General features: G+C 73.6%; 18 protein-coding genes. 12 read left to right on the plus strand and 6 right to left on the minus strand.

Going from position 1 to position 25888, the window contains the following annotated elements:
• The first annotated feature begins 199 nt into the window (after positions 1–199).
• Genes WMF17_RS13390 through cheB form a run of 7 tightly spaced genes read left to right on the plus strand, consistent with a single transcriptional unit; the run spans position 200 to position 9857 of the window.
• Positions 200–583 carry a response regulator transcription factor gene (locus WMF17_RS13390; protein ID WP_437602431.1) on the plus strand — a complete coding sequence of 128 codons (384 nt, stop codon included), beginning with the start codon at positions 200–202 and terminating at the stop codon, positions 581–583.
• Positions 580–2670 (plus strand): chemotaxis protein CheA, encoded by a 2091-nt coding sequence (locus tag WMF17_RS13395; protein WP_437649752.1) that lies wholly within the window; start codon positions 580–582, stop codon positions 2668–2670. The genes WMF17_RS13390 and WMF17_RS13395 overlap by 4 nt, the downstream gene beginning before the upstream one ends.
• Positions 2667–3104: a chemotaxis protein CheW gene (locus WMF17_RS13400; protein WP_437602433.1), complete on the plus strand. Its 438-nt coding sequence runs from the start codon at positions 2667–2669 to the stop codon at positions 3102–3104. The genes WMF17_RS13395 and WMF17_RS13400 overlap by 4 nt, the downstream gene beginning before the upstream one ends.
• A complete protein-coding gene (locus WMF17_RS13405) occupies positions 3094–5631 on the plus strand; it encodes a methyl-accepting chemotaxis protein (protein ID WP_437649754.1) in 2538 nt (845 codons plus the stop codon). The genes WMF17_RS13400 and WMF17_RS13405 overlap by 11 nt, the downstream gene beginning before the upstream one ends.
• Complete coding sequence (locus WMF17_RS13410; RefSeq protein WP_437602435.1) at positions 5628–7985, plus strand: HEAT repeat domain-containing protein; 2358 nt, start codon at positions 5628–5630, stop codon at positions 7983–7985. The genes WMF17_RS13405 and WMF17_RS13410 overlap by 4 nt, the downstream gene beginning before the upstream one ends.
• 10 nt (positions 7986–7995) lie before the next feature.
• Entirely contained in the window at positions 7996–8826 is an 831-nt protein-coding gene (locus WMF17_RS13415; protein WP_437602436.1) for a CheR family methyltransferase, read from the plus strand.
• Complete coding sequence (gene cheB, locus WMF17_RS13420) at positions 8823–9857, plus strand: chemotaxis-specific protein-glutamate methyltransferase CheB (RefSeq protein WP_437649755.1); 1035 nt, start codon at positions 8823–8825, stop codon at positions 9855–9857. Before WMF17_RS13415 ends, cheB begins: the two co-directional genes overlap by 4 nt.
• Before the next feature lie 21 nt (positions 9858–9878).
• On the opposite strand, the gene WMF17_RS13425 is transcribed toward cheB, so the two are convergent.
• Together WMF17_RS13425 and WMF17_RS13430 are read right to left on the minus strand one after the other, a co-directional pair.
• Positions 9879–11087, minus strand: a complete 1209-nt coding sequence (locus WMF17_RS13425) for a putative sensor domain DACNV-containing protein (RefSeq protein WP_437602438.1) — start codon at positions 11085–11087, stop codon at positions 9879–9881.
• Positions 11088–11272: 185 nt separating this feature from the next.
• Complete coding sequence (locus WMF17_RS13430) at positions 11273–11590, minus strand: Ku protein (RefSeq protein WP_437602439.1); 318 nt, start codon at positions 11588–11590, stop codon at positions 11273–11275.
• A gap of 153 nt (positions 11591–11743) precedes the next feature.
• On the opposite strand from WMF17_RS13430, the gene WMF17_RS13435 reads away from it, so the two are divergent.
• Positions 11744–12343 carry a cysteine hydrolase family protein gene (locus WMF17_RS13435; RefSeq protein WP_437602440.1) on the plus strand — a complete coding sequence of 200 codons (600 nt, stop codon included), beginning with the start codon at positions 11744–11746 and terminating at the stop codon, positions 12341–12343.
• 69 nt (positions 12344–12412) lie between these two features.
• Here the strand turns inward: WMF17_RS13435 and WMF17_RS13440 are convergent, their stop codons facing one another.
• Positions 12413–12958, minus strand: a complete 546-nt coding sequence (locus tag WMF17_RS13440; RefSeq protein ID WP_437602441.1) for a DUF3341 domain-containing protein — start codon at positions 12956–12958, stop codon at positions 12413–12415.
• Positions 12959–12980: 22 nt separating this feature from the next.
• Positions 12981–13427: a BON domain-containing protein gene (locus tag WMF17_RS13445; RefSeq protein ID WP_437602442.1), complete on the minus strand. Its 447-nt coding sequence runs from the start codon at positions 13425–13427 to the stop codon at positions 12981–12983.
• Positions 13428–14422: 995 nt separating this feature from the next.
• Between WMF17_RS13445 and ltrA the strand changes: the two genes are divergently transcribed.
• Positions 14423–15682 (plus strand): group II intron reverse transcriptase/maturase, encoded by a 1260-nt coding sequence (ltrA, locus tag WMF17_RS13450; RefSeq protein WP_437643507.1) that lies wholly within the window; start codon positions 14423–14425, stop codon positions 15680–15682.
• 81 nt (positions 15683–15763) lie between these two features.
• Here ltrA and WMF17_RS13455 read toward each other — a convergent pair whose 3' ends face one another.
• Positions 15764–20923, minus strand: coding sequence for a sigma 54-interacting transcriptional regulator (locus WMF17_RS13455; RefSeq protein WP_437649757.1), 5160 nt, complete (start codon positions 20921–20923; stop codon positions 15764–15766).
• 137 nt (positions 20924–21060) lie between these two features.
• On the opposite strand from WMF17_RS13455, the gene WMF17_RS13460 reads away from it, so the two are divergent.
• The 3 genes from WMF17_RS13460 (at position 21061) to WMF17_RS13470 (ending at position 24447) form a co-directional block, all read left to right on the plus strand.
• Positions 21061–21792: a hypothetical protein gene (locus WMF17_RS13460; protein ID WP_437649759.1), complete on the plus strand. Its 732-nt coding sequence runs from the start codon at positions 21061–21063 to the stop codon at positions 21790–21792.
• 129 nt (positions 21793–21921) lie between these two features.
• Positions 21922–23028, plus strand: coding sequence for a Kazal-type serine protease inhibitor family protein (locus WMF17_RS13465; protein WP_437649761.1), 1107 nt, complete (start codon positions 21922–21924; stop codon positions 23026–23028).
• 195 nt (positions 23029–23223) lie between these two features.
• Positions 23224–24447 carry an MFS transporter gene (locus tag WMF17_RS13470; protein WP_437651337.1) on the plus strand — a complete coding sequence of 408 codons (1224 nt, stop codon included), beginning with the start codon at positions 23224–23226 and terminating at the stop codon, positions 24445–24447.
• 61 nt (positions 24448–24508) lie between these two features.
• Here the strand turns inward: WMF17_RS13470 and WMF17_RS13475 are convergent, their stop codons facing one another.
• Positions 24509–25861, minus strand: coding sequence for a hypothetical protein (locus tag WMF17_RS13475; RefSeq protein WP_437649763.1), 1353 nt, complete (start codon positions 25859–25861; stop codon positions 24509–24511).
• Between the last annotated feature and the right edge of the window lie 27 nt (positions 25862–25888).

Consider the following 25888-nt stretch of genomic DNA (forward strand, 5'->3'; position numbering starts at 1 on the left):
CACCGCGCGCCGCCCGAGAACGCGCCTCTCCACCCCCGGCGCCGGCCGGACGCGCCGCCGGACGAGCGCGCCTCCGCCGCGCATCAAGCGCGGCGCTCGGGGCCGATCCGACGGGAATTCCCTGATTCGCTCGGGTGTGCACCGGCGGGCAATTGACACCCAGCGGGCATGCCAGCTATTCCCTCGACCGAGTACCGCTGTGGCAGAGATCCTCGTCGTCGATGACAGCAGGGTGATGCGTGAGATGGTCGTGGCCTGCCTGCGGGCCGAGCAGTACAGGTTCGCTCACGCGGCGAGCGGGCTCGAGGCGATTGAGACGCTATCGCTGAGACCGTTCGATCTCGTGGTGCTCGACCTGAACATGCCCGATATCGGGGGACTCGAGGTCATCGAGTTCGTCCGGGGCCAGGACAAGCTGCGGAGCCTGCCGATTCTGGTTGTGACCACCCGGGGTGATGAGGAGTCCCGGGCCCGCGCGCTCGGCGCGGGGGCCTCGGAGTTCATGACGAAGCCCTTCACTCCCGACGCCATCCTGGCCAGCGTGCGAGCGCTCCTGGGGGAGGGCGTCGCGAGCGCCGGATGAGCGACGGGCTCGATGTAAACGAGTTCGTGGCCGGCTACCTCGTCGAGGTGGAAGAGCACCTCTCCGCGTCCACCGCGAACCTCCTCGCCGTCGAGGCGGCCGTCCGCTCCGGGGAGTCGAACCCCAGGGCAATCCGCGAGCTCTTCCGAGCTCTTCACACCATCAAGGGCCTCTCCGCCATGGTCGGCGTGGAGCCGATCGTGGACATCGCCCACGCGATGGAGACCGTGCTCCGGGCGGCGGACAGGGCGGCCGGGAGCCTCTCCACGTCGTCGATCGAGGTGCTGCTCCGCGGGCTCAGGGCCATCGAGGAGCGGACCCGCGCTCTCGCCGGCAAGCAGCCGGTGCCGCCCGCGGCGCCCGCGCTCCTCGACGCGCTCTCCGCGCTCGAACTCGCCGCCTTGCCGTCGCCCCCCGCGCCGACGATCAGCGCCGATCCCGAGATCCTCGCGAAGCTCGGGCCCGGCGAGCAGGTGCAGCTCGCGCAGGGCGTGGCCGGCGGGCGGCGCGCGCTGCGGGTCGATTTCATCCCGTCGCCGGCGCGCACGGCCGAGGGGATGAACATCACGACCGTCCGCGAGCGCGTCGGCAAGCTCGCCGAGATCGTCAAGGTCGTCCCGCTCTCGGTCCCGGCCAGCGACAGGGCGCCGGGCGGCATCACCTTCGCGCTCCTCGTCCTCACGAGCGCGACCGACGAGGAGCTCGCGCGGGCGGCGGGCGCCGATGGCGTCCGCGCGCTCACGGTGGAGCCCCCCGTCCCGCTGGCCGTCGCCGCCTTCACGGCGGACGATCCGGACGATCCGGCGGACCGGGAGCCCCAGCTCCGCGGCGTCGTCCGCGTCGAGGTGGCGCGCCTCGACGACGCGCTCGACAAGCTGTCGGCGCTCGTCGTCACGCGGTTCCGGCTCGCCCGGGCGGCCGCGGAGCTGCGCGCCCGCGGGGTGGACACCCGCGACCTCTCGGAGATCCTGCGCGAGCACGACCGGCAGCTGCGCGACCTGCGCGGCGCCATCATGCGCGCGCGCATGATCTCGGTGACGGAGCTCCTCGAGCGCGTGCCGCTCGTGGTCCGCGGCCTCGGCCGCGCGACGGGCAAGCAGGTCCGGATCGAGATCGACGCGGGCAAGGCGGAGCTCGACAAGGCGGTCGCGGAGCGCATCTTCCCGGCGATCGTGCACCTGCTCCGCAACGCGGTCGATCACGCGATCGAGCCGCCCGCCGAGCGGCGGCGGCTGGGCAAGCCCGAGGAGGGCGTCGTCCGGGTCTCCTGCTTCGAGCGCTCCAACAACCAGCTCGAGCTCAGCGTCGCCGACGATGGGCGCGGCATCGACCGCGCGCTCGTGGCGGCGCGGGCCGGCCGCCCCGCGCCCGACGGCGACGCGGGCCTGCTCGATCTCATCACCTTGCCCGGGCTGTCGACGCTCGACCAGGCGACGAAGACCAGCGGCCGCGGCCTCGGGATGGACATCGTGCGGCGCATCGCCGTGGAGCAGCTCGGCGGCGAGCTCTCCGTCAGCACGGCGCGCGGCGCCGGCACCACCTTCATCCTGCGGATCCCGCTCACGTTGACCATCGTGGACGCCTTCTCTTTCCTGTGCGGAGGCCAGCCGTTCGTGACGCCCGTCGCCGGCGTGGAGGAAGTCCTGGAGATCGACGCGGCCCGCATCTTCCGCGGCCCGGTCGCGGGCGCGACCCGGGGCGGGGCGGAGCTGCCCGCCGCGGGCCGCGACCGGGGGCCTGTCGCGGGCCGCGCCCGGGGCGGGGCCGAGCTGATCGAGCGCCGCGGCGAGGTCGTGCCGCTCGTCGACCTCGCCGCGCTCTTCGAGCTCGGGGCCTCGTCCGCGAGCCGGGCGCTCGTCGTGCGGCGCAACGGCGCGCCCTTCGCGTTCGGCGTGACCCGCGTGCTCGGCCAGCAGGAGGTGGTCGTGCGGCCGCTCGAGGACCCGCTCGTCAAGGTGCCGGGCGTGTCCGGCTCGACCGATCTCGGCGACGGGCGCCCCACGCTCGTCCTCGATCTCGTGAACCTCAGCGGCAGGCTCTCCTCCGGCCACGGCGGCCGCGACGGCCTCGTCCGGGTGGCCTCATGAACGACCTGCACGTGGTCCTGAAGGTGGCGGACACCGAGTACGCGATCTCGGCGGCGGACGTGCTCCACATGGAGTCGTTCACCGGGGCGACCCGGGTGCCGGGGACGCGGTCGTACGTCGGCGGCCTCATCCAGATCCGGGGCCGCGTCGTGCCGGTCGTGGATGTGCGCACCCGCTTCGGGCTCCCGACCGTGGAGCCGACGCTGGACTCGCGGGTCATCGTCGTCCAGAGCGGCGGCCGCACCGTGGGCCTCCTGGTGGACAGCGCGCGGGAGGTCGTCAACATCGGCGCCGACGCGCTGCGGATGCCCCCCGAGGTCATGGCGGAGGAGAGCGCCGGGTTCGTGAGGGCGGTCGCGCAGCTCGGGAAGCGGCTCGTCATGCTCGTCGACGTCGGCAGGATCATCGGTGAGGAGCAGGATCATGGCAGTTGATGCAATCGCGGACATCGACGGAGCGCTCGCGCGGGCAGAGCAGACCGAGCACTCGTTCCGTCAGGCGATCACGGCCGTGGCCGGCGCCGAGCAGGCGGCCACGCGGCTCGCCGCCGCCGGCGCCGAGCACGCCGCCTCCGGCAGGCAGCAGGGCGCCGCGGCGGGGGCGCTCGCCGGCGAGCTCGAGGAGGCGGGGGCGGCGGCGCAGGCGCTCGCCCGATCGGGGCAGCGGATCAGCGACGCCGTCGCCGAGGCCGCGCAGGGGTCCGAGGTGATGACGAGCGGCCTCGGCGCGCTCGCCCCGGCGTTCGCCGGCGTGAAGGGTGACGCCGACGCGCTCGCCGGCTCCGCGGAGATGACGGCGGCGGCGCTCGAGGAGCTCGCCCGTTCGGTGAAGGCGGTGAGCGCCAGCGCCGAGGAGCTCGCGTCCTCCAGCGAGGAGCTCCTCGGCTCCGTCTCGGTGACGAGCGGGGCCGCCGACGAGGCGGCGGCCCGCGGCGAGAGCAGCGCCGCGGCGCTCGAGGAGATCGGCGCCACCATCGAGGAGATGTCGAAGGGCGTCGCGCGCCTCTCGGCCGACGCCAGGGCGGTCGGGGCGCAGATCTCGACCATGGCCGGCACCGTCGCGGGCGTGAGCGGCTCCCTCGACCGCGTCGCGCGGGACGCCGCCGAGATGGCGAGCGCGGTCGAGGAGACCGCCGCGACCGCCGAGCAGATGGCGCGGTCGATCCGCGGGGTGGCGGAGAGCGCCAAGGGGCTCGACGCGAGCGCCTCGCTGACCGCGAGCACGATCACCGAGATCGCGAGCTCGGTCGAGGAGGTCGCGGCCACGGCCGAGAAGAACGCGGCGACCATCGAGGCCAACGCGGTCGCCGCCGAGCAGCTCGCGCGGACCGCGCAGCAGGTCTCGCAGAGCGCCGAGCAGATCAGCGGGCTCGCGTCCGGCAACGCCGCCGCCTCGTCGCAGGTCGAGGCCTCCACGCGGCGGATCGTCTCCATCGTCGACACCGCGCGCACGACCGCCGAGCAGGGCATCGCGACCGCGCGCCAGGGCGCCGCGACGGTGGGCAGGTCCATCGCCGGCCTCGGGAGCATCCGGCAGGCGATGGCCGACTCCGCGGCGGTCATGAAGGAGATGGGCAAGCGGGCCGAGGAGATCGGCGACATCGTCCAGACGATCAACCTGATCGCCGACCGCACGAACCTCCTGTCGCTCAACGCGAGCATCGAGGCCGCGCGGGCAGGGGAGCACGGCCGGGGCTTCGCCGTCGTCGCCGAGGAGATCAGGAACCTCGCGGACCGCGCGGCTGTCTCGAGCGCCGAGATCGCCAAGATCGTCCGCGCGCTCCAGTCGAGCGCCCGCGAGGCGGTGGCCGCCTCGACCGAGGGCGTGAAGGTGGCCGACGAGGGGACCCGGCTCGCGGGCGACGCCGAGCGGGCGCTCGCGTCCATCCTGCAGGGGGTCGAGGAGCTCGGCCGATCCATCCGCGAGATCGACCGAGCGAACGCCGATCAGGTGCAGGTGGTGGGCTCTCTCACCCAGACCGCGTCGCGCATGAGCGAGGAGGGCAGGGCGGTCGCGCGCTCGGCGGCCGAGCAGACGAAGGCGGTCCAGGCGCTCGCGCAGGCGAGCTCCGAGATGCGGCGCATGGCCCGGCAGACGAAGGAGGCGACCGCCGAGCAGGCGCGCGCGCTGCGCGACGCCGTGAAGGCGAACGCGCAGCTCACGTCGAGCGCCGAGCGGGTGTCGCGGGCGATGGAGGAGCAGGCCACGGGCGCATCGCAGCTCGCGAAGGTCGCCGCGCAGATGCGCGCGCTGACCCATCAGACCAGCACCGCCATGGTTGAGCAGACCCGCTCCCTGGCCGGGATCACGGCGCTCACGCAGGAGGTCTCGGGCGCGTCGCAGCGGATGGTCGCCGGCCTCGCCGAGCAGGCCGGCGGCGCGACCGAGGTGTCGCGCGCCATGGATGACATCCGGAAGCTGTCGGTCCAGTCGGCGCGGGGGAGCGGCGAGCAGGCGCGGGCCGCGAAGCAGCTGGAGGCGTCCGCCCGCCAGGTCGCGCGGCTCGCGGCGACGGTGACCGCCGCCACGTCGGATCAGAGCAAGGCGACGGCGTCCCTCGCGAAGGAGGGGGAGTCCGTGCGCCGGATCGCCAAGCAAATGGCGCGGGCGGTGGCCGATCAGGCGGAGTCCGTCGCGGCGCTCGCGTCGGGCGCGAGCCGGCACGCGTCGTCGCTCCAGGGCATCGCCAGGGGGGCCGCCGAGCTCTCGGCCCGGAGCGAGCAGCACGCCGCGTCGCTCGCCCGCCTGCGCGACCCGGTCCGGGAGATCGTCGCCGCCGCGGCCAGGCAGGCGAGGGAATCCGGCGCGGTCGCGGCCGACGCCGGCCACGTGCTCGAGCAGGTCGGCAGGATCCGGCACGCGAGCGCCGAGCACGTGGACGCGGTCGCGGGCGTCGCCGCAGCGATCGCGCACCTCAGGGCGAACGGAAGGCAGCCCCACGCCGCGCCGGAGACCTCGTGATCTCTCGGCGGCCCGCGCTCGCGGTCTCGGAGGCGGAGCGGCGGCGCGTCGATCAGGTGGATCGGCTCGCCGCCTCCGGGACGCTGGGGGTGCCGTCGCTCGTCGAGATGCTCGCGGATCCGAGCTGGACCGTGCGGCGCGCCGTCGTCGCGTCGCTGGCCGCGCTCGGCGACGCGGCGGTGGCGCCGCTCTGCGCGTGCCTCTCCGCGTGGCGCGACAGCGAGGCGCGCATCGCCGCCGCGGTCGACGCGCTCGTCGCGTCGCTCGGCGACGTCGACGACGCCGTGCTCGCGCTGACGCGGGACCCTCGCCCCGCGCTCGTCGCCGACGCGGCGCAGATCCTCGGGCGCCGCAGCAGCGCGAAGGCGGTCTCCCGGCTCGCGGAGCTCACGTCGCACACCGACGACAACGTGGCGGTCGCCGCGATCGAGGCGCTCGGCCGCGTCGGCGGCAGATCGGCGGTCGACGCGCTCGTGGTGGCCGTCACCAGCGGAAATTTCTTCCGTGTCTTTCCGGCGATCGACGTGCTGGGCCGGAGCGGCGACCCGCGCGCGATCGACCCGCTTGTGGCTCTCCTGGACGATCCGCGTTACCTGCTCGAGGCGGCGCGGTCGCTCGGCCGCACATGCAGCCGGAGCGCCGTGGCGCCGCTGATGCGCCTCCTCGGGCGCCCGAGCGACGCGGTCGCGCGCGTCGCCGCGGTGGCGCTCGCCGAGCTGCGCGAGCGGTACCGCGAGCGCTACGGGACGGCCGCGCCGATCGACGAGGCGCTCCGGGGCGAGGCGCCGGCGCCCGGCGCGGCGCGGCGGCTCTCGCAGAGCCTCGCGGGGGCGGATCCGGCCGAGCAGGCCGTCATCTGCAGCGTGCTCGGCGCGATCGGGGGCGAGGACGTCCTGCTCGATCTGACCCGCCTGCTCGACGCCGATCCCCCCGTCGCGAGCGCCGCGGCGGAGGCGCTCTTCCAGCTCTCCCGGAGCGCGGACTCCCGGGTGCTCGCGGCGCTGCGCGACGGCGACAGCTCCCGCAGGCTCCTGCTCCTGCCGCTCGTCCGGGGCGTCGCGGCCGCGGGTGACGTGGAGCAGTGCCTCGCGGATCCGGACCCGGAGGTCCGCGCGGCGGCGTGCGACGCGCTCGCGCGCATCTCGGAGCCCGGCTCGGCGCGCGCGCTGTTCCAGCTCCTCGACGACCCGAACCCCCGCGTGGTCCACGCCGCGACGACCGCGATCCAGTGCCTGGGCGGCCCCGACGTCGAGGCGCTCGCGCTCGCCGCGGCCCGCGAGGGGACCCCGGCCGTGCGGCGGACGGCGCTGCGGATCCTCGGCTACTTCGCGCCCCCCTCGGCGCTGCCGGTCTTCCTCGACGGCCTCCGCGATCCCGATCTGCGGGCGCGCGAGCGGGCGATCCACGGCCTCGCGTCTTTCGCGCAGCCGGAGGCGATCGAGGCGCTCGCCGTGCTCGCCGCCGACGCCTCGGAGCGGGTCCGGGCGGTGGCGATGCGGGCGCTCGGGCAGGCGCAGCGGGCGCCACGCGTCATCGAGGTGCTCCTCGTGGGGCTCCGCGACGACGACGCGTGGGTCCGCTACTACGCGTGCCAGTCGCTGGGAAAGCTCGGGTGGGAGGCGGCGGCCGGGCTCATCGCCGAGCGGCTCCGGGACGAGAGCGGCCAGGTGCGCGTGGCGGCGATCGAGGCACTGTCGGCGATCAAGGGCGACCTCGCGCTCTCGGCGCTGGAGAACGCCGCCCGGGCGAGCGACACGGACATGCGGCGCTCGGCGCTGATCGGGCTCGGCATCGCCGGGCGGGAGGCGTCGCTGCCGACCTTGCTCGGCGCGCTCTCGTCCCCGGACGTGGCGACCCGGCTCGTCGCGGTCTCGGCGATCTCCGGCTTCTCGTCGCCCGAGGTCCTGCCGGCGCTCGTGCGCGCAGCGGGCGACCCCGACGAGAGCGTGCGCGCGGCGGCGACCAGCTTCATCGCGGGGCGGCCCGGGGTCGACGCGACGAGGAGCCTCATCGCGCTGCTCGTCGCCTCGCAGGCACAGGGACCGCTCCCCGCCGCGCTGTCCACGCCCGTGCCGGGGCGCATCGAGGGCATCCTCGACGCGCTCGCGGCGGCGGACGACGAGCTCGCGCCCGTCCTGACCGCGGCGCTCGCGCGGATGCGGCTGCCGGCGGCGCACACATCGCTCCTCGATGCGCTCCGGCTGCCGCACGCGCCGGCGCGGAAGGCGGCGGCCACGACGCTCGCCGCGGTGGCCACACGGGAGGGCTTCGCGGCGGTCGAGCTCACCTCGCGGGCCGATCCGGATCCGGAGGTGCGACGCGTGGCCGCGTCCGTCCTCTCGCAGTGGGCATGACGCCGTTGTCATGACGAGCCGCCTCCCCATCTCTCCGCAGGTCTTCGCGATCTTCAGCGCCCTCATCGCCGAGAAGATCGGCGTCCACTACGACGCCGGCGATCGCGAGCTGCTCGGCGACAAGCTCGCGGTGCGCGCCCTCGACGCCGGCTTCGACTCGCTGCTCGATTACTACTACTTCCTCCGCTACGACCCGGCGGGCGCGGCCGAGATGGACGCGCTGATCGACGCGCTGGTCGTGGGCGAGACGTATTTCTTCCGCGAGCTCGCGCAGCTCGAGGTCGCGGTTTCGGAGCTCGTCGCGCCCCGCGTGGCGGCGGGCGAGCGGCCGCGGATCTGGTCGGCGGCCTGCTCGAGCGGCGAGGAGCCGTTCACGATCGCGATGCTCCTGGCCGAGCGGGGCCTGCGTGACAAGGTCGATCTCGTCGCGAGCGACATCAGCCCGCGGGCGCTCTCGCGCGCCCGGGCCGGCGTGTTCGGGCCGCGCTCGCTCCGGAGCAACGCCCCGCCGCCTCCGTTCGCCCGCCGGTGGCTGGAGGTGACGCCCGAGCGGGTCGTCGTGCGCCCCGAGCTCCAGGGGGCGATCGACTGGCGGCGGATCAACCTGCTCGCGGCGCCCGACGTCACGTCGCTCGGGCCGTTCGACGTCATCGTTTGCCGCAACGTGCTCATCTATTTTCATGACAACACGGCGCGGTGGGTGATCAATAACCTCTCTGGGGCGCTCGCCGCGGGCGGGTTCCTCCTGGTCGGGGTCTCCGAGTCGCTGCTGCGGCTCGGCACCGCGCTCAGCTGCGAGGAGCGGGGCGGCGTGTTTTTCTATCGGAAGACCGCGCAATGAAGATCCCGCCTGTCCGCGTGCTCGTGGTCGACGACTCTGCCTTCGTGCGCAAGGTGCTGCGGCAGGTCCTCGGCGCGAGCGCCTCGATCGAGGTCGTCGATACGGCCATGGACGGCCTCGACGCGCTGGAGAAGATCGAGCGCTACAAGCCGGATGTGGTCACGCTCGATCTCGTGATGCCGAACCTCGACGGCATCGGCGTGCTCAGGTCGTTGCCGCGCGAGGGCGCGCCGCGGGTCGTCGTGGTCAGCAACTCCGAGGCGGACAGCGAGCTCGGCGTCGAGGCGCTCCAGCAGGGCGCGGTCGATCTCGTCGAGAAGCCGACGTCGCTCGCGACCGATCGTCTCTTCGAGCTCTCGGACGAGCTGGTCCGCAAGGTGCTCGCCGCGGCCGGGGCGAGGGTCCACCCGGCAGCGCCTCGCCCGCTGCCGCCGCCCCTGCCCGGCGCGATCCCCGCGCTGCCGCGCACGCGCCTCGTCGTGGTCGGCACGTCGACCGGCGGCCCTCAGGCGCTGACGCGGCTCTTCGCGGCGATGCCCGGCGATTTCCCGGTCCCTGTCGTCGTCGCGCTGCACATCCCCCCGGGCTACACGGAGTCGCTGTCGCGCCGCCTCAACGACGGGAGCGCGCTCGCGATCGTCGAGGCATCGGACGATCTCCAGCTCCGGCCCGGGCTCGCGGTCATCGCGCGCGGGGGGACGCACCTCGAGGTCCGGCGCCAGCGGGAGCGCGCCAGCGTCCGCTTCGCCCAGGCGGTCAGGGCGTCCCTTTATTGCCCGTCGGTCGATCTGCTCTTCGCGAGCGCCGCGGCCGAGTTCGGGTCGGGCGTCCTCGGGGTCGTGCTGACGGGCATGGGGGACGACGGCCTGGAGGGGTCCCGGGCGATCCAGAAGGCCGGCGGGAAGATCCTCGTAGAGGCCGAGTCGTCCTGCGTCGTCTACGGCATGCCCCGCCGCGTGCTGGAGGCCGGGCTCGCCGCGGCGCAGGCGCCGATCGACGAGATGCCCGCGGCCATCGTGCGGCACCTCTGACGCCGGGCGACGTCGCGCCCGTCAGAGCGGCCAGTAAACGACCTTTCCCTCGATCTCCTGGAACGTGGCCGCGTTGCCGTCCTGGGAGACGATGAAGGCGATCCGGTCCGGGTACCCGGCCACGAACGCCGCCGCCGCGCGGTGGCGGGTGCCGCGCGCGTCGAGGCTCAGGCTCGCATCCATCCTCTGGTCGGGGGTGGCGGCGAAGACCTCGGAGATGATCGCCCTCGGCGGGGGCAGCTTCGCCCCGAACGCGAGCACGTCGAGGGCATGGCTCATCACCACCGCGCCGTCGACGGTCGTCAGCCGCACGATGAGGTCGAGCAGCCGGTTGATGCGCTCGGCGCCCTCGATCGCGTGGTCCGAGCCGCGCGCCTGTCTGTGCGCCGCGGGCTGCTCTCCGTGCGACTGCCGCCGCTCGCTCGGCGGATGGCTCTCGTGGACGTCGAGGATGGCCGCGCCGAGGCACAGGGAAGGCTCCAGCCGCTTGACCTCGGTGTCGAGCTGATTCCCCTCCTCGCCGAAGAGCTGCGGCAGGCCTTCGCCCGGGCCCAGGACGGCGACGAGCCCGCCGCGCCCGAGCTCGACCATCCCGTCGACGATGCGCAGGAGATAGCTGCGCACCTGGCGGACGAGCGGCCTGCCGTGGTCCCCGAGGACGGTCCTCGCGATGGATTCCAGCTGCGGCCGGCTCTTGGACATCCATGTCCGCACGGCGCCGCGCTCGTAGCGGACGATCTCCCACTCGCCGCGGTACACGGCCACGACACCGGGCTTCGGGACGACGACGCGCACGAGCTGATCGCTGTCGAACGAACGCCGGCCGTGCGGCGTCGCGATGCCAGCGATCACGAGCGACCCGCCGAGCGGCACCACGGACAGGAAAGAGCGCGGCCATGCGCACGCGGAGGCGAGGTTGGCCACGTGCTCCACGTCGAACGCCACGGCGGACCCGAACCGCACGAGATCCCACGCGGGCTCGTCGAGCTCGAGGTCGGCGAGGCTCCCGGCGAACACGATGCCGACCGGGTTCAGCCGCCCCTCTTCCGTCGCCATGGACGCGAAGAACATCGTCTCGATCAGCTCGGTCAGGATCGTCGCGAAGGGGGGCGGCGACGCCGCGTCGGGGGCGACGCCGGCGCTGCAAGCCAGCTGCTGCGCCGTGAGCTCGGGCTGCTCCTGCAGCTCGAGAAATGCGGCCGTGACATCCGCAGGATACTTGAGGCGCATGAGCTCGTTCTATCATCCCGAGCGCCGCCGGTCAGGCCGACGGGCTGCATATGGGCTCGTTCTCAGCGTCGCAGCGCGGCGCGCTACGTCGCGATGCCTGCGCAGGCCGGTATTGTTACGCATTCTCACGAATCGTTACGAGACGAGCCGTGTGGCATCACGCGGCCCGGCGCGAGCGCTCCTCTTTACTCTTCGGGGTCTCTGCTTTTCGCACCTTCGAGCGGGCGTCGTCGGCCCGCTTGTCGTCGTTTGCGACGTTGGCAGCCTTCGCGCCCTTCTGGCCGAGCCTTCGCGATGCCGACCTTGCCCGTCTTCCGCAGGGCCTCGCGCAGGAGCACGTACGCCGTGACCGACGATTTCTTCTTGCTGTTCGGCGACGCGGGGGCGAGGTAGTACGGCTTCTCGTAGTACATCGGGTCGATCTTCGAGGCATCGACGAAGTCGAGGATATCCACGGTCTGCGTCGCCTCCACGTTCGCGCGGCGCAGGTCCTCGTCGGACATGACGACATACCCCGCGCGTCGCGCCCGTCCCGGCTGCTCGGCGCCCGCCGCGCCGCGGCGCCGCCGGGGCCGGCGTCGCGCTTCGCCACAGCGGGCCTCGGGCGTGGCGATTGCTGCCCCGCTGGTCCGGGCCCGCTATAAACAACGGTCGACATGCCGCGCCGGACCCACGACCTCCACGGAGCTGCGCCGGACAACAGCCGGACCGCGCTCCTCCTCATCGACGTCATCAACGACCTGGACTTCCCGGAAGGCGACCGGCTGCTCGCCCATGCCCTCCCGATGGCGCACCGCATTCGCGCGCTGAAGCAGCGGTGTCGCGACGCCGGCATCCCCGCGGTCTACGTGAACGACAACTTCGGCCGCTGGCAATCCAACTTCCACCGGCAGATCGAGCACTGCCTCGAAGAGGGCACCCGCGGCCGGGAGATCGCGGCGCTGCTGCGGCCAGGAGAGGAGGATTATTTCGTGCTCAAGCCCAAGCACTCGGGCTTCTACGGCACCACGCTGGAGATCCTGCTCGAGTCGCTCGGCGTGCAGACGTTGATCCTCACCGGCATGGCGGGGAACATCTGCGTCCTGTTCACGGCGAACGACGCCTATATGCGCGATTACCGGCTGCTCGTCCCGTCGGACTGCATCGCCTCGGAGGGCGAGGAAGACAACGGCTATGCGCTCCGCCAGATGCAGCGCTTCCTCAAGGCCGACATCACGCCGTCGGACGAGGTCGACCTCGAGCGGCTGCCCGCCTGACGCCTCCGGGGGGGCCGGGCGTCCGGCGGGCAGCTGCCCGAGGTCACGTGTCGCGTCAGGGCGTCACGCTCAGGCGAGCGCCCGCTGCTTCGACGAGATGCCCTCCTCGCTGAGGACCGCGATGTCGGTCGCGCCGCCCCGCTCCAGGACCTGCTTGGCGAGCGCGCGCTCGTTGCTGTCCTCGACGTGGACGGAGATGAGGATGTTGCCGCCCTTGATCTTTCCCTCGTACTGCTTGGCCTCGACCTCGGGGATGCCGAGCCCGATGAGGGCGCCGGTCACGCCGCCGACCGCCGCGCCCGCCGCGGCGCCGCTCAGCGCGGCCATGATCGGGCCGGCCGCGATGAAGGGCCCGAGCCCGGGGATGGCGAGCGCGCCGATGCCGGCGAGCAGGCCGATGGTCCCGCCGAGCGCGCCGCCCGCGCTGGCGCCCGCGGTCGCGCCCTCGGGCGCCTTCGTGTTCTTCTCGTGCGCGAAGTCCCGCGTCCCGTGCTTGTCGGGGAACAGCGCCGAGATATCGCTTGTCATGAAGCCGGCGCGCTGGAGCTCGCCGACGATGATGTCTGCCTGCGCGAGCGTGCTCACGAGGCCCAGGACCGCTTTCTTCGTTGCCATGGTGTCTTCCTTTCAGAGTGGTTCAGTCAACGTCAACTTCGAGCTGGTTATCGACCCGCTGGACGCCCGGGATCCCCTGCGCGATCGCGGCGATGTCGGCCTTCTCCTTGTCGCTCTTCACCGGGCCGCGCAGCGTGACGACCTGCCCGCTCGTGATGATCTTGACGTTCTTGGCGTTCATCGACAGCGCGTCGCTCGCGACCACCGCCTGGCGGATCTTCTGCGTGATCGTGCGATCGGCCTCGTTCTCGCCCTGATCCCCGGGGGTCAGCGCGGCCGGGTCGCGATCGCGATCGTTCTTGTCCGTGTTGTCGGCGGCCACCGGCGTGGGGTTGTTCGCGCGCTGGGCGACCTCACCCGGCACCGTCGCGGTGTTGTTGTTCGAGCGAGGCGTGCCTTCTGCTCTGTCGCAGCCGACCGCGGCAGCGATCGAGAGAGACGTCATGAAGAAGAGTTTCGCTGTGTCCATGACCCGATGCCCTCGCAAGCCTTGGGCCATCTCGGGCAGAGAGCGCCTGTCGGCGCACGGCTGCGGTCGGGGCGGACCATGAACCCCGTCACTTCTGATAATGAGTTGTCTTTTTCGCGCTGCACCGTGGACGCGTCGCCCGCGCGCGTGGCAGCGACGCGAAGCGACTGGCAGCCTCATGCGTGGATCGAGGCCGGGCTGCCCCAGGTGAGGCGAACTGCCCCGTGCCGGCCGCGCCAAGTCAGGAGAGCTTGACTTCTCGGACGAAGCGGAGCTGTGCTGTTATGCCTGCGGCGGACACGGACCTGCGCGCGGAGGCGCTCAGTCGTCGCGAGGGCTCGCCGGGCGGCCGCTCGGGTGCTTTGTCGGGCGTTCTTCTGAGCGGTCCGTTGGACGTTCGTGCGCCAGGCCAAGCCTGGGCGAGGAGGATGCGATCAGCTGAAACTTCGCGAAGAAACCCGGCGGGTGAGAGTCCCGCCCGGCAAGGTTGGCCCACCAGCCGGAAGCGAGTCTTGCGTGGCGCTGGGTGACCGGCGGCGCGAAGCGTAGACAGCGAGCGTGCGGGCCGTGGGATAGAGCCTCGAAAGAACGGAAGTCGTGGGGCCGACGTCGTGAGCGTAGCGGAAGGCAACATCGTCGCGTCAAGAGCGAGCCCGGGTAGCCCCCACTCGCAGGGCCTGGCGCGGCGACCCACCGGGGTCAGAGACCAGGGCACGTACGCAAGGGTTTCCCGAGGAACCTGGGAGGTCCCGCCGCCTCCACCGAGAGGTGGAACCGCCGAGCGGAGCGCAAGCGAGCGGAGCGGGGGCGACGGGAAGTCGGAGTGCACTCGTAGTACCGCGGAAGCGGGGGAACCAACCCGAGGGACCCCGTGGAGGGAAGGGGAGCACCGGGGCACGGGATCGTTGGAGGGAAAGATGAAGGAGACATCGGGCTCCGAAACCGTCTGCACGAAACTCGAACGAATAGCGGAGCTGGCGCGGCAGGCACCCACCATGGTGCTGACGACGCTCGCCCATCACATCGACCTGGACTGGATGCGCGAAGCCTACCGGCGAACGCGCAAGGACGGCGCGCCCGGCGTGGACCGGCAGACCGCGGAGCAGTACGCGGAGCAACTGGAGGACAACCTCCGGTCGCTGCTGGAACGAGCCAAGGCGGGCACGTACCGCGCGCCGCCGGTGAGGCGGGTCCATATCCCGAAGGGCAACGGGGAAACACGCCCGATCGGCATCCCGACCTTTGAGGACAAGATCCTGCAGCGCGCGGTGGCCATGGTGCTGGAGGCCGTCTTTGAGCAGGATTTTCTTGACTGCTCGTACGGTTTCCGGCCCGGCCGTTCGGCACACCGAGCGCTCGCGTCGTTCTGGGACAAGGCGATGGAGATGGCGGGCGGATGGGTCATCGAGGTCGACATCCGAAAGTTTTTCGACACGGTGGACCGTCAGCACCTGATGGATGCGCTGCGCCGCAGGGTACGAGACGGCGTGCTGCTCCGTCTCATCAGCAAGTGGCTGCACGCGGGCGTGCATGAAGACGGTAGCCTCAGCTACCCGGAGGCCGGCACACCGCAGGGCGGCGTGGTTTCGCCGATCCTGGCGAACATCTACCTGCACGAGGTGCTCGACACGTGGTTCGAGCGCGACGTCCGACCCCGGCTTCGAGGCAGGGTACACCTCATCCGCTACGCGGACGACGCGGTGCTGCTGTTCGAAGTGGAAGAAGACGCGCGCCGGGTGATGGCCGTGCTACCGAAGAGATTCGGCAAGTACGGGCTGAGCCTGCACCCGGACAAGACGCGCCTGTTGCCGTTCCAGCGGCCGCCGAAGAGACCCCCGCCGAGCGGCGGGGCGTCGCCGATGTGGCCGTCGACGTTCGAGCTGCTCGGCTTCATGCATCACTGGGGCAGGTCGCGGCGAGGCAACTGGGCGATCAAACGCAGGACCGCCAAGGACCGCTTCAGCCGCGCGCTGCGGCGCGTGGCGGAGTGGTGCAGGGACCACATGCACGATGAGCTGAGCAGCCAGCAGGAGGGCCTGGCCATGAAGCTGCGGGGTCACTACGAGTACTACGGGATCACCGGGAACTCGGAGGCGCTCCGTCGCTTCGCCTGGGAGGTCGTGGCGGTGTGGCGCAAGTGGCTCGATCGCCGCTCGCAGAACGCCAAGATGACCTGGGAGCGGATGCACCGATCGCTGGAGAGGTACCCCCTTCCGCGGCCGCGCATCACGCACCCCGCTCCTGCCCGCTCGTAGCGAACCCGTGTCCCGAAGAGCCGGATGCGGGAATTCCGCACGTCCGGATCTGTGGGGGGCCGGGGGGTAGTCGACCCCGGCCTACCCGACTGTCGGACGCTGGATCCCGAGGCGCCGCAGCTTCCGGTAGAAGGTCGCCCTCGACATGCCCGCCTCGCGCGCGGCCTGCAGCGCGTTCCAGCCGGTGCCCTCGAGCGCCGCGAGCAGCGCGGCGCGCTCGTCCTTCAGGGGGCGCGGCGCGCCGCGGCCGCTGCCTTCCCGCGCGCGGGGCAGATCCACGTCGTCGGGGCCGATCCTGCGGCCGTCACAGAGCACGACCGCCTTCGTGATCACGTTCTCCAGCTCGCGCACGTTGCCCGGCCAGCCGTGCTGGCTGAGGCGCCGCAGCGCCTCGCGGGAGAGCTGCGGGGCCGGGCGGCCGAGCTGCTCGGCGGCGCGGCGCACGAAGTGGAGCGCGAGCTCCGGCAGGTCCTCCAGCCGGTCGCGCAGCGGCGGCAGCTGGATCTGCACCACCGCGACGCGGTAGTAGAGGTCCTCGCGGAAGCGCCCGCGCGCGGTCTCGGCGAGCAGATCGCGGTTCGTGGCGCAGACGAGGCGGAAATCCACGCGCACGGCCTCGGCGCTGCCGACCGGGCGCACCTCTCGCTCCTGGAGCACCCGGAGCAGCTTCGCCTGCACCTCGAGCGGCATCTCGCCCAGCTCGTCGAGGAACAGCGTGCCGCCGCGCGCCGCGACAACGAGCCCGGTCCGGTCCCGGTCGGCCCCCGTGAAGGCGCCGCGGACGTGCCCGAAGAGCTCCGACTCGAGCAGCGCGGCGGGGAGCGCGGCGCAGTTGATCCCCATGAACGGGCCGCTCTTGCGCGGGCCGGCGAAGTGGATGGCGCGCGCGACGAGCTCCTTGCCGGTGCCGCTCTCGCCGGTCACGAGCACGCTGACCGGCGTGTCGACAACGCGGTCGAGCGTCGCGAACACGGCGCGGAGCGCGGGGCCGCGCCCCACGATGGCGCCGTAGTCGTAGCGGTGCTCCAGGGCCTGCTGGCGGACGAGCACCTCTTCTTGCAGCCGGTCGATCTCGGCGGCCTGGCCGCGCAGGAGCTCCTCGACGCGGCGCCGCTCGGCCTCGAGCTCCACGGTGCGGCGGCGCAGGTCGTCGACGAGCCGCGCGTTGCGCAGCGCGAGCGCGACCTGATCGGCGAAGGCGAGGAGCAGGTCGACGTCGTCGGGGGCGAAGCGTGCGCGCCGGAAGCGGTTGTCGAGGTAGAGCGCGCCGAGCACGCCGTCCGGCGAGCGGATCGGCACGGCGATCACCGACCGGAGCCGCATGGCGTGCACCGACGCGTGCTCGCGGAACCGCGGGTCGTCCTGCGCGTCCACGGTGACCACGGGCTCCTGCGTCGCGATGGCGCGCTCGGCGATGCTGTAGCTGAACTTGAGGTGGCTCCTGCCGACCTTCTCGCGGTCGACGTTGCGCGCGACCGTGACGCGGAGCTCGCCGCCCGGCTGCTCGAGCAGCAGGAACCCGCGCTCCGCGGCCGTGAGGTCGATCGCGGCGTCCATGGCCATCGCGAGGATGTCGGCGATCTCGACGGATGAGTTGAGCTTTCGGAACATCGCGAGGAGCCGCTCGAGCTTGGCCGCGCGCTCCGCCGCCGGCTGCGTCTGGGCGCCGGCGGCCCCGGGCGGCGCAGCTGCCTCGGCCGGCGCGGGCCGGGCGGCGCGGCGGCGGGGGTGCATCCAGAAGGCGTGCTGGAGCGCTTCCGGGAGCGAGCGCGCCATGGTGGTCCACGCGGCGGTCGCGCGCTCCCGCTGCGCCGCTGCGACCTCGGGCTCGCCCGCGAGCTCCTCGGCGTCGGCGAGCGCGAGGCGGACGTCCGCGACGAGGTCGGGCTGGGCTGCGCGCTCGGCGAGGCCGAGGGCGCTCTCGAGGAGCTCCTGGGCCGCGGCGAGGTCCTGACCGGGGTTGGGCTGACCGGGGTTGAGGCCGGCCTGACCGGGGTTGGGCCCACCCAGGTTGGGGTTGGCGCCGCCCTGACCGGGGTTGAGGCCGGCCTGACCGGGGTTGGGCCCACCCAGGTTGGGGTTGGCGCCGCCCTGACCGGGGTTGAGGCCGGCCTGACCGGGGTTGGGCCCACCCAGGTTGGGGTTGGCGCCGCCCTGACCGGGGTTGAGGCCGGCCTGACCGGGGTTGGGCCCACCCAGGTTGGGGTTGGCGCCGCCCTGACCGAGGTTGCCGTCGCCCTCGCCGTCGAGCAGCGCGAGCCGCCCCTCGAGCAGCGCCGCGCGCGCGCCGAGGTCGGGCGCCTCCCGGACCGCCCCGTGCTCGCGCGCCCGGGCCAGCGCGGCGCGCGCGTCGCCCAGCGCGCCCCGCGCGAGGTGCGCCCGGCAGAGCTCCAGCTCCTCCTCCACGACCTCGCGCTGCGCGCCCTGCGCCTCGAAGCCCCCCCGCGACCGCTCGAAGCAGCGCGCCGCCTCCTCGGCGTCGCCCGCCGCGAGCGCGCAATCCCCGAGGACCGACGCCGCGGCCGCCGCGAAGAACGGGGCCCCCCGCCGCGCGGCCTCCGCCTCCACCCGCGACGCCACGCGCGCGGCCCGCTCGAACGCCCCCACGTCCGCCCAGAGCTTCGCCAGATCGAAGTCGAGCACGAGGACCAGGTCCGCCTGGCCCAGGGCCGAGGCGAGCCGCGCTCCGCGCTCGTAAGCGGCGAGCGCCTCGCCCAGCTCGCCCGACTGGTGGCACGCCGTACCCACGTTGAGGCTGCAGCGCGCGACAAGGTCGCCGAGGCCGTGCTCCTCCGCCGTGGCGAGCGCCTGCCGGTAGCCGGCGAGCGCCGCCTCGACCTCCCCCGCGCGGAAGGCGTCGATCGCCTGGTACGACAGCGCCCGCACGAGCGCCCGCGGCGCGCGCCGGTCGCGGTGCAGCCCGGCGGCGAGCCCGAGGTGCAGCCCGGCGAGCCGCCGCTCGCCCAGGTAGCTCGCCGCGACGCCGACGTCCTCGTGCAGGCTCGCCAGCACCTCCGGGTCGTCGCACAAGGCGAGCGCCGGCTCGGCGCGGGCCCGCGCCTCCGCGTGGGACCCGAGCCGCAGCAGCGCCCGGCCCGCGAGGTCGGCGAGGCCGGCGCGCTCGCGCGGGCTGAACGGCGACAACGGCGACGCCTCCCCGCAGGCCTGCTCCGCCTCGTCGACCCGCGCGAGCGCCGCCGTCGGATCGCCCAGCTCGAGCAGGCACGCGCCCAGCCGGACGAGCGCCTGCCCCCGCCGCGCCCCGAGCGCGGCGGCATGGCCCTCCGCGAGCAGCTGCTCCAGCGCCTCGCGGGCCCGCGCCGCGCGGCCCCCGCGCTGCAGCGTGGACGCGATCTCCAGCCGCGTCTCCGCCGCCGTCGCCGTCTCGAGCAGCGCCTCGGCCGCCGCGGCCCACGCCCCCGGGTCCGCCTCGCGCTCGGCGCGGCGCGCGAGGAACAGGCGCTCGGCGGCCGCCGCGTCGCCCGACAGCGCGAGGTGCAGCGCCTGCTGCTCGACCCGCGCCGGGAACGCCGCCGCCGCCCGCGCGTGCGCCGCGCGGACCGCCTCGCCGCCGAGCGCCGCCAGCAGGGCGGCGCTCGGCCCGGCGCGCGTCAGCGTCCAGCCCCCTGCGGCGCGCGCGGCCACGCCGCGGGCGGCGAGCTCGGCCAGGTGCGCGACCGGCAGCCCGAGCGACGGCAGCTCCTCGTCGGCGACCGCGCCGCCCTGCACGGCCAGCGTGGCCACGGCGTCGCGCAGCGGCCGCCCCAGCCCCCGCAGCCGCAGCGCGTAGCGCGCGCTCGCCCCGGGCGTCGTCGCGTCGAGCCCCGCGATGTCCCCGCTCTCCGCGAGCCGCCCGGCGATCACCACGAGGTCGGCGGGCCACCCGGCGCTCGCCCGCAGCACAACCTCGGTCGCGTCGCCCAGCCCGATGTCGTCCATCCAGCGTTGCACCGCCTCGCGCCCGAGCGGCGGCAGCGCCACCTCGCGGGCGCTCCGCCCCGCCTCGGCGGCCACGGCGGCGAGCGGCGCCCGGCCGCCGCCGTGCGGGATGCGCTCGGCCGCCAGGACCAGCACCGGATCGTCGGGGCCCAGCAGCCGGACCAGCGCCTCGAGCATCTCCCGGTCCGCCCCGGTCACCTCGTCGGCGTCGTCGAGCACGAGCACGAGCGGCTCTGCCCCCGTGCCTGCCCGCGCGCGCGTGAGGCGCTCGTGCGCGCGCAGGGCGCCGAGCGCGCCGGCGGGGAGCGCCTCCTCGCCGGTCGCCCGGCCGAGCATCGAGGCCACCGGCGCGCCGGCCCGCGCGAACCCCTCCACGGCTTCCATCCTGAGCTCGGCGCTCCACTTCGCCTCGCGCAGCAGGCGGCTCTTCCCGCAGCCGGGCTCCCCGGCGATCACGCAGAGGCGCGGCCCGCTCTCCCCGCGCTCGAGCGCGGTGATCGCCTCGGCGACGGCGCGCAGCTCGGCATCGCGGCCGACGAGGTGGGGCGGCTCCGGCGGCGGCGGGGCCAGGGCGCGCGGCGACGCGCCCACCCAGTCGAGCGCCTCGCCCGCGTCGGCCGGGCGGTCGCGCGGCTCGGGCCGGACGAGGCGCTCGACGAGCGCGGCGGCCGCCTCCGGCAGCGGCTCCGCGAGCAGCGGGGCGATCGCGCCGAGGGTGCGGCCGAGCGAGAACAGGTCCGCGCGGCCGTCGGCCGGCTCGCCGCGGATCACCTCCGGCGCGACGAAGCCCTGGGTGCCGGAGACGCCGTCATCGGTCCTCCCGCCGACCCGCGCCGCGCACGACAGGTCGATCAGGACCGCGCGCCCCGACGCGCCGACGAGGATGTTGGCCGGCTTCACGTCGCCGTGCCGGATGCGCGCCCGGTGGAGGAAGCGCAGGGCGTCGAGCACGTCGACGATCGCGGCCCGCACCTCCTCGAAGCGCCGGCCTGTCACGTACGCGTCGAGCGGCGCACCGAGCACCGCCTCCGACGTGAAGTAGAAGCGCGCCTCTCCGGTCTCCCGGAGCATGCCGAAGTCGTGCACCCGGACGAGGTGCGGATGGAACAGGCCCGCCAGCATCCTGAACTCGCCGCGGAGCGCCGCCCGCTCCGCGGTGCGCGCGCGCCGGAGCAGCTTGAGACAGAGATCGCGCCCGAGCGCCTCGTCGCGCGCGAGCCACGCCGTCGCAAGGCCCCCTCGCCCCAGGGGGCGGAGCAGGCGGTAGCGGCGGGCGACAAGCGTCCCCTCGGCTGGGATCATCCGCACAGTGTCTCACGGATGTGCCATCTGAGACAATGAGACAGTCAACGAGACACCTGTGCCTGAGGTTTCACGATGATTTCTGCCGTTTTTCCGTCGTAACCTTGTTCGGCATCGTGTTTGCTGAGGGGGCAAGCATGGCGATGCGGACGACAGGCAGACACGGGGACCGGCGGGGCGCGGTCGTCTCGGCGCTCCTCGCGCTGCTCCTCGGCGGCTGTGTCGTGAGCCCGCAGCCGAGCCCGCCTGTCCACGAGCCGATCCTGGACGGGGGGCTCGTCGGCGTCTCGGGCGAGGTCATGCTGCTGGCCGACCAGATCTCGCTCCTGGGCCAGGCGGGCGCGGTCACGCCGGCGGGCGGCGTGATCGTGGTGACGAACCTCGACACCCTCGACGCGCCGGTGCTCGCCGACGTGAACCCCGACGGGAGCTTCGTCGCCACCTTGATCGCCCGGACGGAGCAGGTCCTGCGGATGCAGGTGAAGCAGGGCGAGCTCCGGTCCGCGCCGGCGGATCTGCTGCTCGCGGGGTCGCCCATCAGCGGGACCCACAAGACGCTCGAGCACCTGCTGTGCCTCGAGATCGAGCCGGCCGCCTGGGTCTCGTTCGAGGGCGCCGGCGGCGCGCGCGACGTGGTCGTCCGCAACACGTGCGCCGGCGACGTGTCCATCGACGCGCCGCGCCTGCGCCGCGGCGATGCGCCGTTCAGCGTCAGCCCGGAGGCGCCGTTCGTGGTGCCGGCGGGCGGGTCCACCGTCATCACCGTGCGCGCGGACGGCGGCGGGGACGAGCTCGAGGACGTGCTCTTCCTCGACGTCACGGCGCCCGAGCCCGGGCGCCGCGCGCTGACGCTCACGCTCCCCGACTGAGCGGTCGGGGGAGCGATCCACGGATCACGCGCCGCGCCTGTGCGCGGCGCAAGAGCGCCCTTCCTCACGAGGGGCTCGTGCATGTCGTTCGCCTCGCCGGTGACGGCGAGGCCATGTTGGAGGAACATCATGAACGTTCAGAATCGCATCAAGAGCAGCCGTATCGGTTCCGTTCTCTGGCTCGCGCTGTCGATGATCCCGCTCGCTGTGGGCTGTCAGGTCGAGATGACCGGCGACAACACCGGCTCCGACTCCGACGAGGTGCGGGGCGGCAGCCGTGCCTGCGGCGGTCTCCTCGGCCTCGAGTGCAAGAAGGGCTTCTTCTGCGACTACGAGCTCGAGGCCATGTGCGGCGCGGCCGATCAGACGGGCACCTGCGAGCGCATGCCGGAGGCGTGCACGGAGGAGTACAAACCGGTCTGCGGCTGTGACGGCAAGACGTATGGCAACGAGTGCGCCGCGAACTCGGCGGGCGTGTCGATCTCGTCGCGCGGCGAGTGCAAGCCGCCCCCGGAGCAGCAGTGCGGCGGCATCGCGGGCTTCGCGTGCGACCCCGGGTTCTTCTGCGACTATGCGCCCGACGCCATGTGCGGCGCGGCCGATCAGATGGGCAGCTGTGCGCCCATCCCGGAGGTGTGCACGAAGGAGTACAACCCCGTCTGCGGCTGCGACGGCAACACCTACAGCACCGCGTGCGTCGCGAACGCGGCGGGCGTCTCGGTCGCGTCGCCCGGCGAGTGCGAGAAGGCTCCGGGAGCGGTGTGCGGCACCCGCGGCGCCGAGGCGTGCGGGCCCGGGCTCTTCTGCAGCTTCCCGCCCGAGGCCGAGTGCGGGATCTCCGACAAGCCGGGCACCTGCGCGCCCATGCCGGAGGCGTGCACGTTCCAGTACGATCCGGTCTGCGGCTGCGACGGCAAGACGTACGGCAACGCGTGCTCCGCTGCCTCGGCGGGCATGTCGGTGGCGTCGCGCGGCGAGTGCGAGAAGGCTCCGGAGCAGCACTGCGGCGGCATCGCGGGCCTCGCGTGCGACCGCGGGGAGTTCTGCAACTACAGCCTGGAGGCCCTCTGCGGCGCGGCCGATCAGACGGGCGTCTGCGAGACCCTCCCGGAGGTATGCACGGAGGACTACACCCCGGTCTGCGGCTGCGACGACAAGACGTACAGCAACGCGTGCAACGCGCACGCGGCGGGCGTGTCGGTGGCGCTGCTCGGCGAGTGCCCTGAGCGCCGGTGAGCGAGCGCCGATAGCGGCCGGCCGCGCCGCGCTTCCCGTGACGCCGACGCGGCAGGTCCTGTGTCTCTTCCTTCGCGGGGCTCTCCGGCAGAGCCCCGTCCCCGCCTGATCGGGGAACGCCGGACCGGTCTGGGCGATTGAAACGGGGGGGCGCGCGGCGTATGCCTGCGTTGCCCTCCTTCTCCCATGCATCCCGTGCAGACCTCGTCCTCGCCACCGCCCCGGTCGCTGCGCCTCGGGCTGGTCTGGCTGATGGCGGCGGCCTCCGGCGCCACCGTCGCGAACCTCTATTACAACCAGCCGCTGCTCGGGGACATCGGCCGGGAGCTCGGCGCTTCGGGCGGCTCGCTCGGGCTCGTGCCCACGATGACGCAGGTGGGTTACGCGGCGGGGATGCTCCTGCTCGTGCCGCTCGGCGACAGCCACGAGCGGCGGCGGCTCATCGTCGTCATGGCGGCGCTGGCGAGCCTCGCGCTGCTCGGCGCGGCGCTCGCGCCGGATCTGCCGTGGCTCATCGCGGCGAGCTTCGCGGTGGGCATCACCAGCGTTGTGCCCCAGCTGCTCTTGCCGTTCGCGGCGCAGCTCGCGCCGGACGAGCAGCGCGGGCGCGTGGTGGGGATGGTGATGAGCGGTTTGCTCATCGGCATCCTCCTGTCGCGCACGGTGGCCGGCTTCGTCGGCACGCAGCTCGGCTGGCGCGCGATGTTCTGGATGGCGGCGGGGCTGATGCTCGCGCAGGGCCCGATATTGCGCCTGGCCTTGCCGGCGCAGCCGCCGGTCGCGGCGATGTCGTATCCGGAGCTCCTGGGCTCGCTCGGGCGCCTTGCCCGGACCGAGCCCGTGCTGCGGCTGCACTCCGCGCTCGGCGCGCTCACATTCGGCGCCTTCAGCGCGTTCTGGGCGACGCTCGCGCTCTATCTCCAGAGCATGCCCGAGCGCCACGGCCCGCAGGTCGCGGGCCTCTTCGGCCTCGTGGGCGTGGCCGGCGCCGCCGCGGCGCCGCTCGTGGGCCGGTACGCGGACGTGCGCGGCGATCGCTGGATCAACGCCCTCGCGATCGGGGTGCTGCTCGGGTCCTTCGGCGTGCTCTTCGGGCTCGGATCCTGGCTGTGGGGCATCGCGCTCGGCGTGGTGCTGCTCGATCTGGGGGCGCAGGCCAACCAGATCTCGAACCAGGCGCGCGTGTACTCGCTGCGTCCCGAGGCGCGCAGCCGGATGAACACGATCTACATGACCACGTATTTCGTGGGCGGGGCGGCCGGGGCGTGGCTCGGCACGGCGGCCTGGACGCGCTGGGGGTGGCTCGGGGTGTGCGCGGCGGGCGGGGCGATGTCGGCGACGGCGCTGGTCTGGCTGAGGCTCGGGGCGGCGCGGGGCGCGCGCGCTGCGCGCGGAGGGGGAGGGGCTGGCGCGGGCTGAGCAGGCATCGCGGTGACCTGCGCTTCTCCGGGTCGCCGCGGGTGAGGCGGCGGCCGCGACGTCACGGCGTCATCGGCAGCGCGACAAGGATGTTCAGGTTGCACATCTCGTTCTGCGTGCCCCAGCCGGGAAGGACCGGGGCCTCGGCGTCGCGCGTGTCGAAGGTGCATGTCACCTCGAGCGACGAGCTCGGGTCGAGCAGCGGCCGCGTGCGGTACCAGTACATGCCCTGCCAGTGGACGTCCCAGTCCTCCACGCGCGCGATGCAGCTCTCCTGCTCTCCCGACGTCACGCGCGTGTCGAAGGTGCGCCCGCGCTCGTGCATGTGCGGCATCACGCCGAGCACCTCGATCGGGGGCAGCGCCGGGTCGAGCGCGAGCTCCGCCCGCGTCCTGCGCCACGTGGTGCTGGCGTCCTTCTGGCCGGGCGGAAGCGAGTCCGGGCCGTCCGGCTCGAAGAGGGTCGTGAGGAAGCCGTCGTCCCCGAGGAACACGGCGCGCCGCTCCACGGTGTCCTCGTAGCGGAGCCGGACGCGCGTCGAGTCCTCGGCTCCGGCGCCCGCGTGATCGTGGATGTTGTAATGCACCTGGACGACGAAATGGTCCTTCGCGCCGACCGGCGCCCCGGTGCCGCCGGGGAGCTCGACAACGACCTGTCCGGGCGCCCAGGCGAGCAAGGGCTGGAACGGCATCCCCTCGGCCGGCCCGCCGAAGCACTCCCAGCCGGGCCGGTCCGGCGAGGCGTCGTCGAGCTCCGTCATCAGATCCTGGTTCGTCTTGCCCTCCACGAGGGACGCCTCCGTGGGCGTCACCCGGTAGATCGTGACGTGATGAACGATGGCCCGGACCCCGGGCGTCACCTGATATCCGGTGATGAAGCGGTCGGCGTCGAGGCCCGGGTCCACCTGAAAGCACCTCCACTCGTCGTGCGCCGCGAGGGGGTTCTCGGGGTCGGCCACGGGGGTTATCGGCGGTGTCATGTAGTCGACCCCGCCCTCGAGCGCGGGCGCGGGCGGGGCGGGCGGCGCGCCCGCGGGATCCCCCTCGGCGCGCGCCCCGGTCGCCCAGCGATGGATGATGTCGAGCTCCTCGGCGGTGAGCGTCTCCTCGTCCTCGAAGTCGCCGCACGAGCCGTCGTGCGTCACGAGGAACGGGGGCATATGGCCGCCCTGCACCGCGTCGTCGATCGCGCCGGCGCGCGCCTTCGCCGAGATGTAGTCGTCCAGGCGGAAGGGCGCGAGCCCGCCCTCCTGATGACATGCGGTGCACTTGGACGCCGTGATCGGCGCGACGTCCTGCCAGAACGTCGGCTCCGGCGCCGTCTCCGGCTCCTCTGCCGCGCATCCGAGGGAAAACGCGAGCGGCACGAGGGCCGCGAGGCCGCGCGCGTGGAGGGGCATGGTCGTCGTTCGCATCGATGGCCTCGGGTCGTGCAGCTTCAA

It is taken from the genome of Sorangium sp. So ce362 (assembly GCF_051519845.1).
In the GTDB taxonomy this organism is placed as follows: Bacteria; Myxococcota_A; Polyangia; order Polyangiales; family Polyangiaceae; genus Sorangium.

Excerpts from the sequence above, each read along its gene's own strand:
- WMF17_RS13395 (WP_437649752.1), top strand. The coding sequence starts at position 580 with ATGAGCGACGGGCTCGATGTAAACGAGTTCGTGGCCGGCTACCTCGTC.
- WMF17_RS13400 (WP_437602433.1), top strand. The coding sequence starts at position 2,667 with ATGAACGACCTGCACGTGGTCCTGAAGGTGGCGGACACCGAGTACGCG.
- WMF17_RS13405 (WP_437649754.1), top strand. The coding sequence starts at position 3,094 with ATGGCAGTTGATGCAATCGCGGACATCGACGGAGCGCTCGCGCGGGCA.
- WMF17_RS13415 (WP_437602436.1), top strand. The coding sequence starts at position 7,996 with ATGACGAGCCGCCTCCCCATCTCTCCGCAGGTCTTCGCGATCTTCAGC.
- cheB (WP_437649755.1), top strand. The coding sequence starts at position 8,823 with ATGAAGATCCCGCCTGTCCGCGTGCTCGTGGTCGACGACTCTGCCTTC.
- WMF17_RS13425 (WP_437602438.1), bottom strand. The coding sequence starts at position 11,087 with ATGCGCCTCAAGTATCCTGCGGATGTCACGGCCGCATTTCTCGAGCTG.
- WMF17_RS13430 (WP_437602439.1), bottom strand. The coding sequence starts at position 11,590 with ATGTCCGACGAGGACCTGCGCCGCGCGAACGTGGAGGCGACGCAGACC.
- WMF17_RS13435 (WP_437602440.1), top strand. The coding sequence starts at position 11,744 with ATGCCGCGCCGGACCCACGACCTCCACGGAGCTGCGCCGGACAACAGC.
- WMF17_RS13440 (WP_437602441.1), bottom strand. The coding sequence starts at position 12,958 with ATGGCAACGAAGAAAGCGGTCCTGGGCCTCGTGAGCACGCTCGCGCAG.
- WMF17_RS13445 (WP_437602442.1), bottom strand. The coding sequence starts at position 13,427 with ATGGACACAGCGAAACTCTTCTTCATGACGTCTCTCTCGATCGCTGCC.
- ltrA (WP_437643507.1), top strand. The coding sequence starts at position 14,423 with ATGGTGCTGACGACGCTCGCCCATCACATCGACCTGGACTGGATGCGC.
- WMF17_RS13455 (WP_437649757.1), bottom strand. The coding sequence starts at position 20,923 with ATGATCCCAGCCGAGGGGACGCTTGTCGCCCGCCGCTACCGCCTGCTC.
- WMF17_RS13460 (WP_437649759.1), top strand. The coding sequence starts at position 21,061 with ATGGCGATGCGGACGACAGGCAGACACGGGGACCGGCGGGGCGCGGTC.
- WMF17_RS13465 (WP_437649761.1), top strand. The coding sequence starts at position 21,922 with ATGAACGTTCAGAATCGCATCAAGAGCAGCCGTATCGGTTCCGTTCTC.
- WMF17_RS13475 (WP_437649763.1), bottom strand. The coding sequence starts at position 25,861 with ATGCGAACGACGACCATGCCCCTCCACGCGCGCGGCCTCGCGGCCCTC.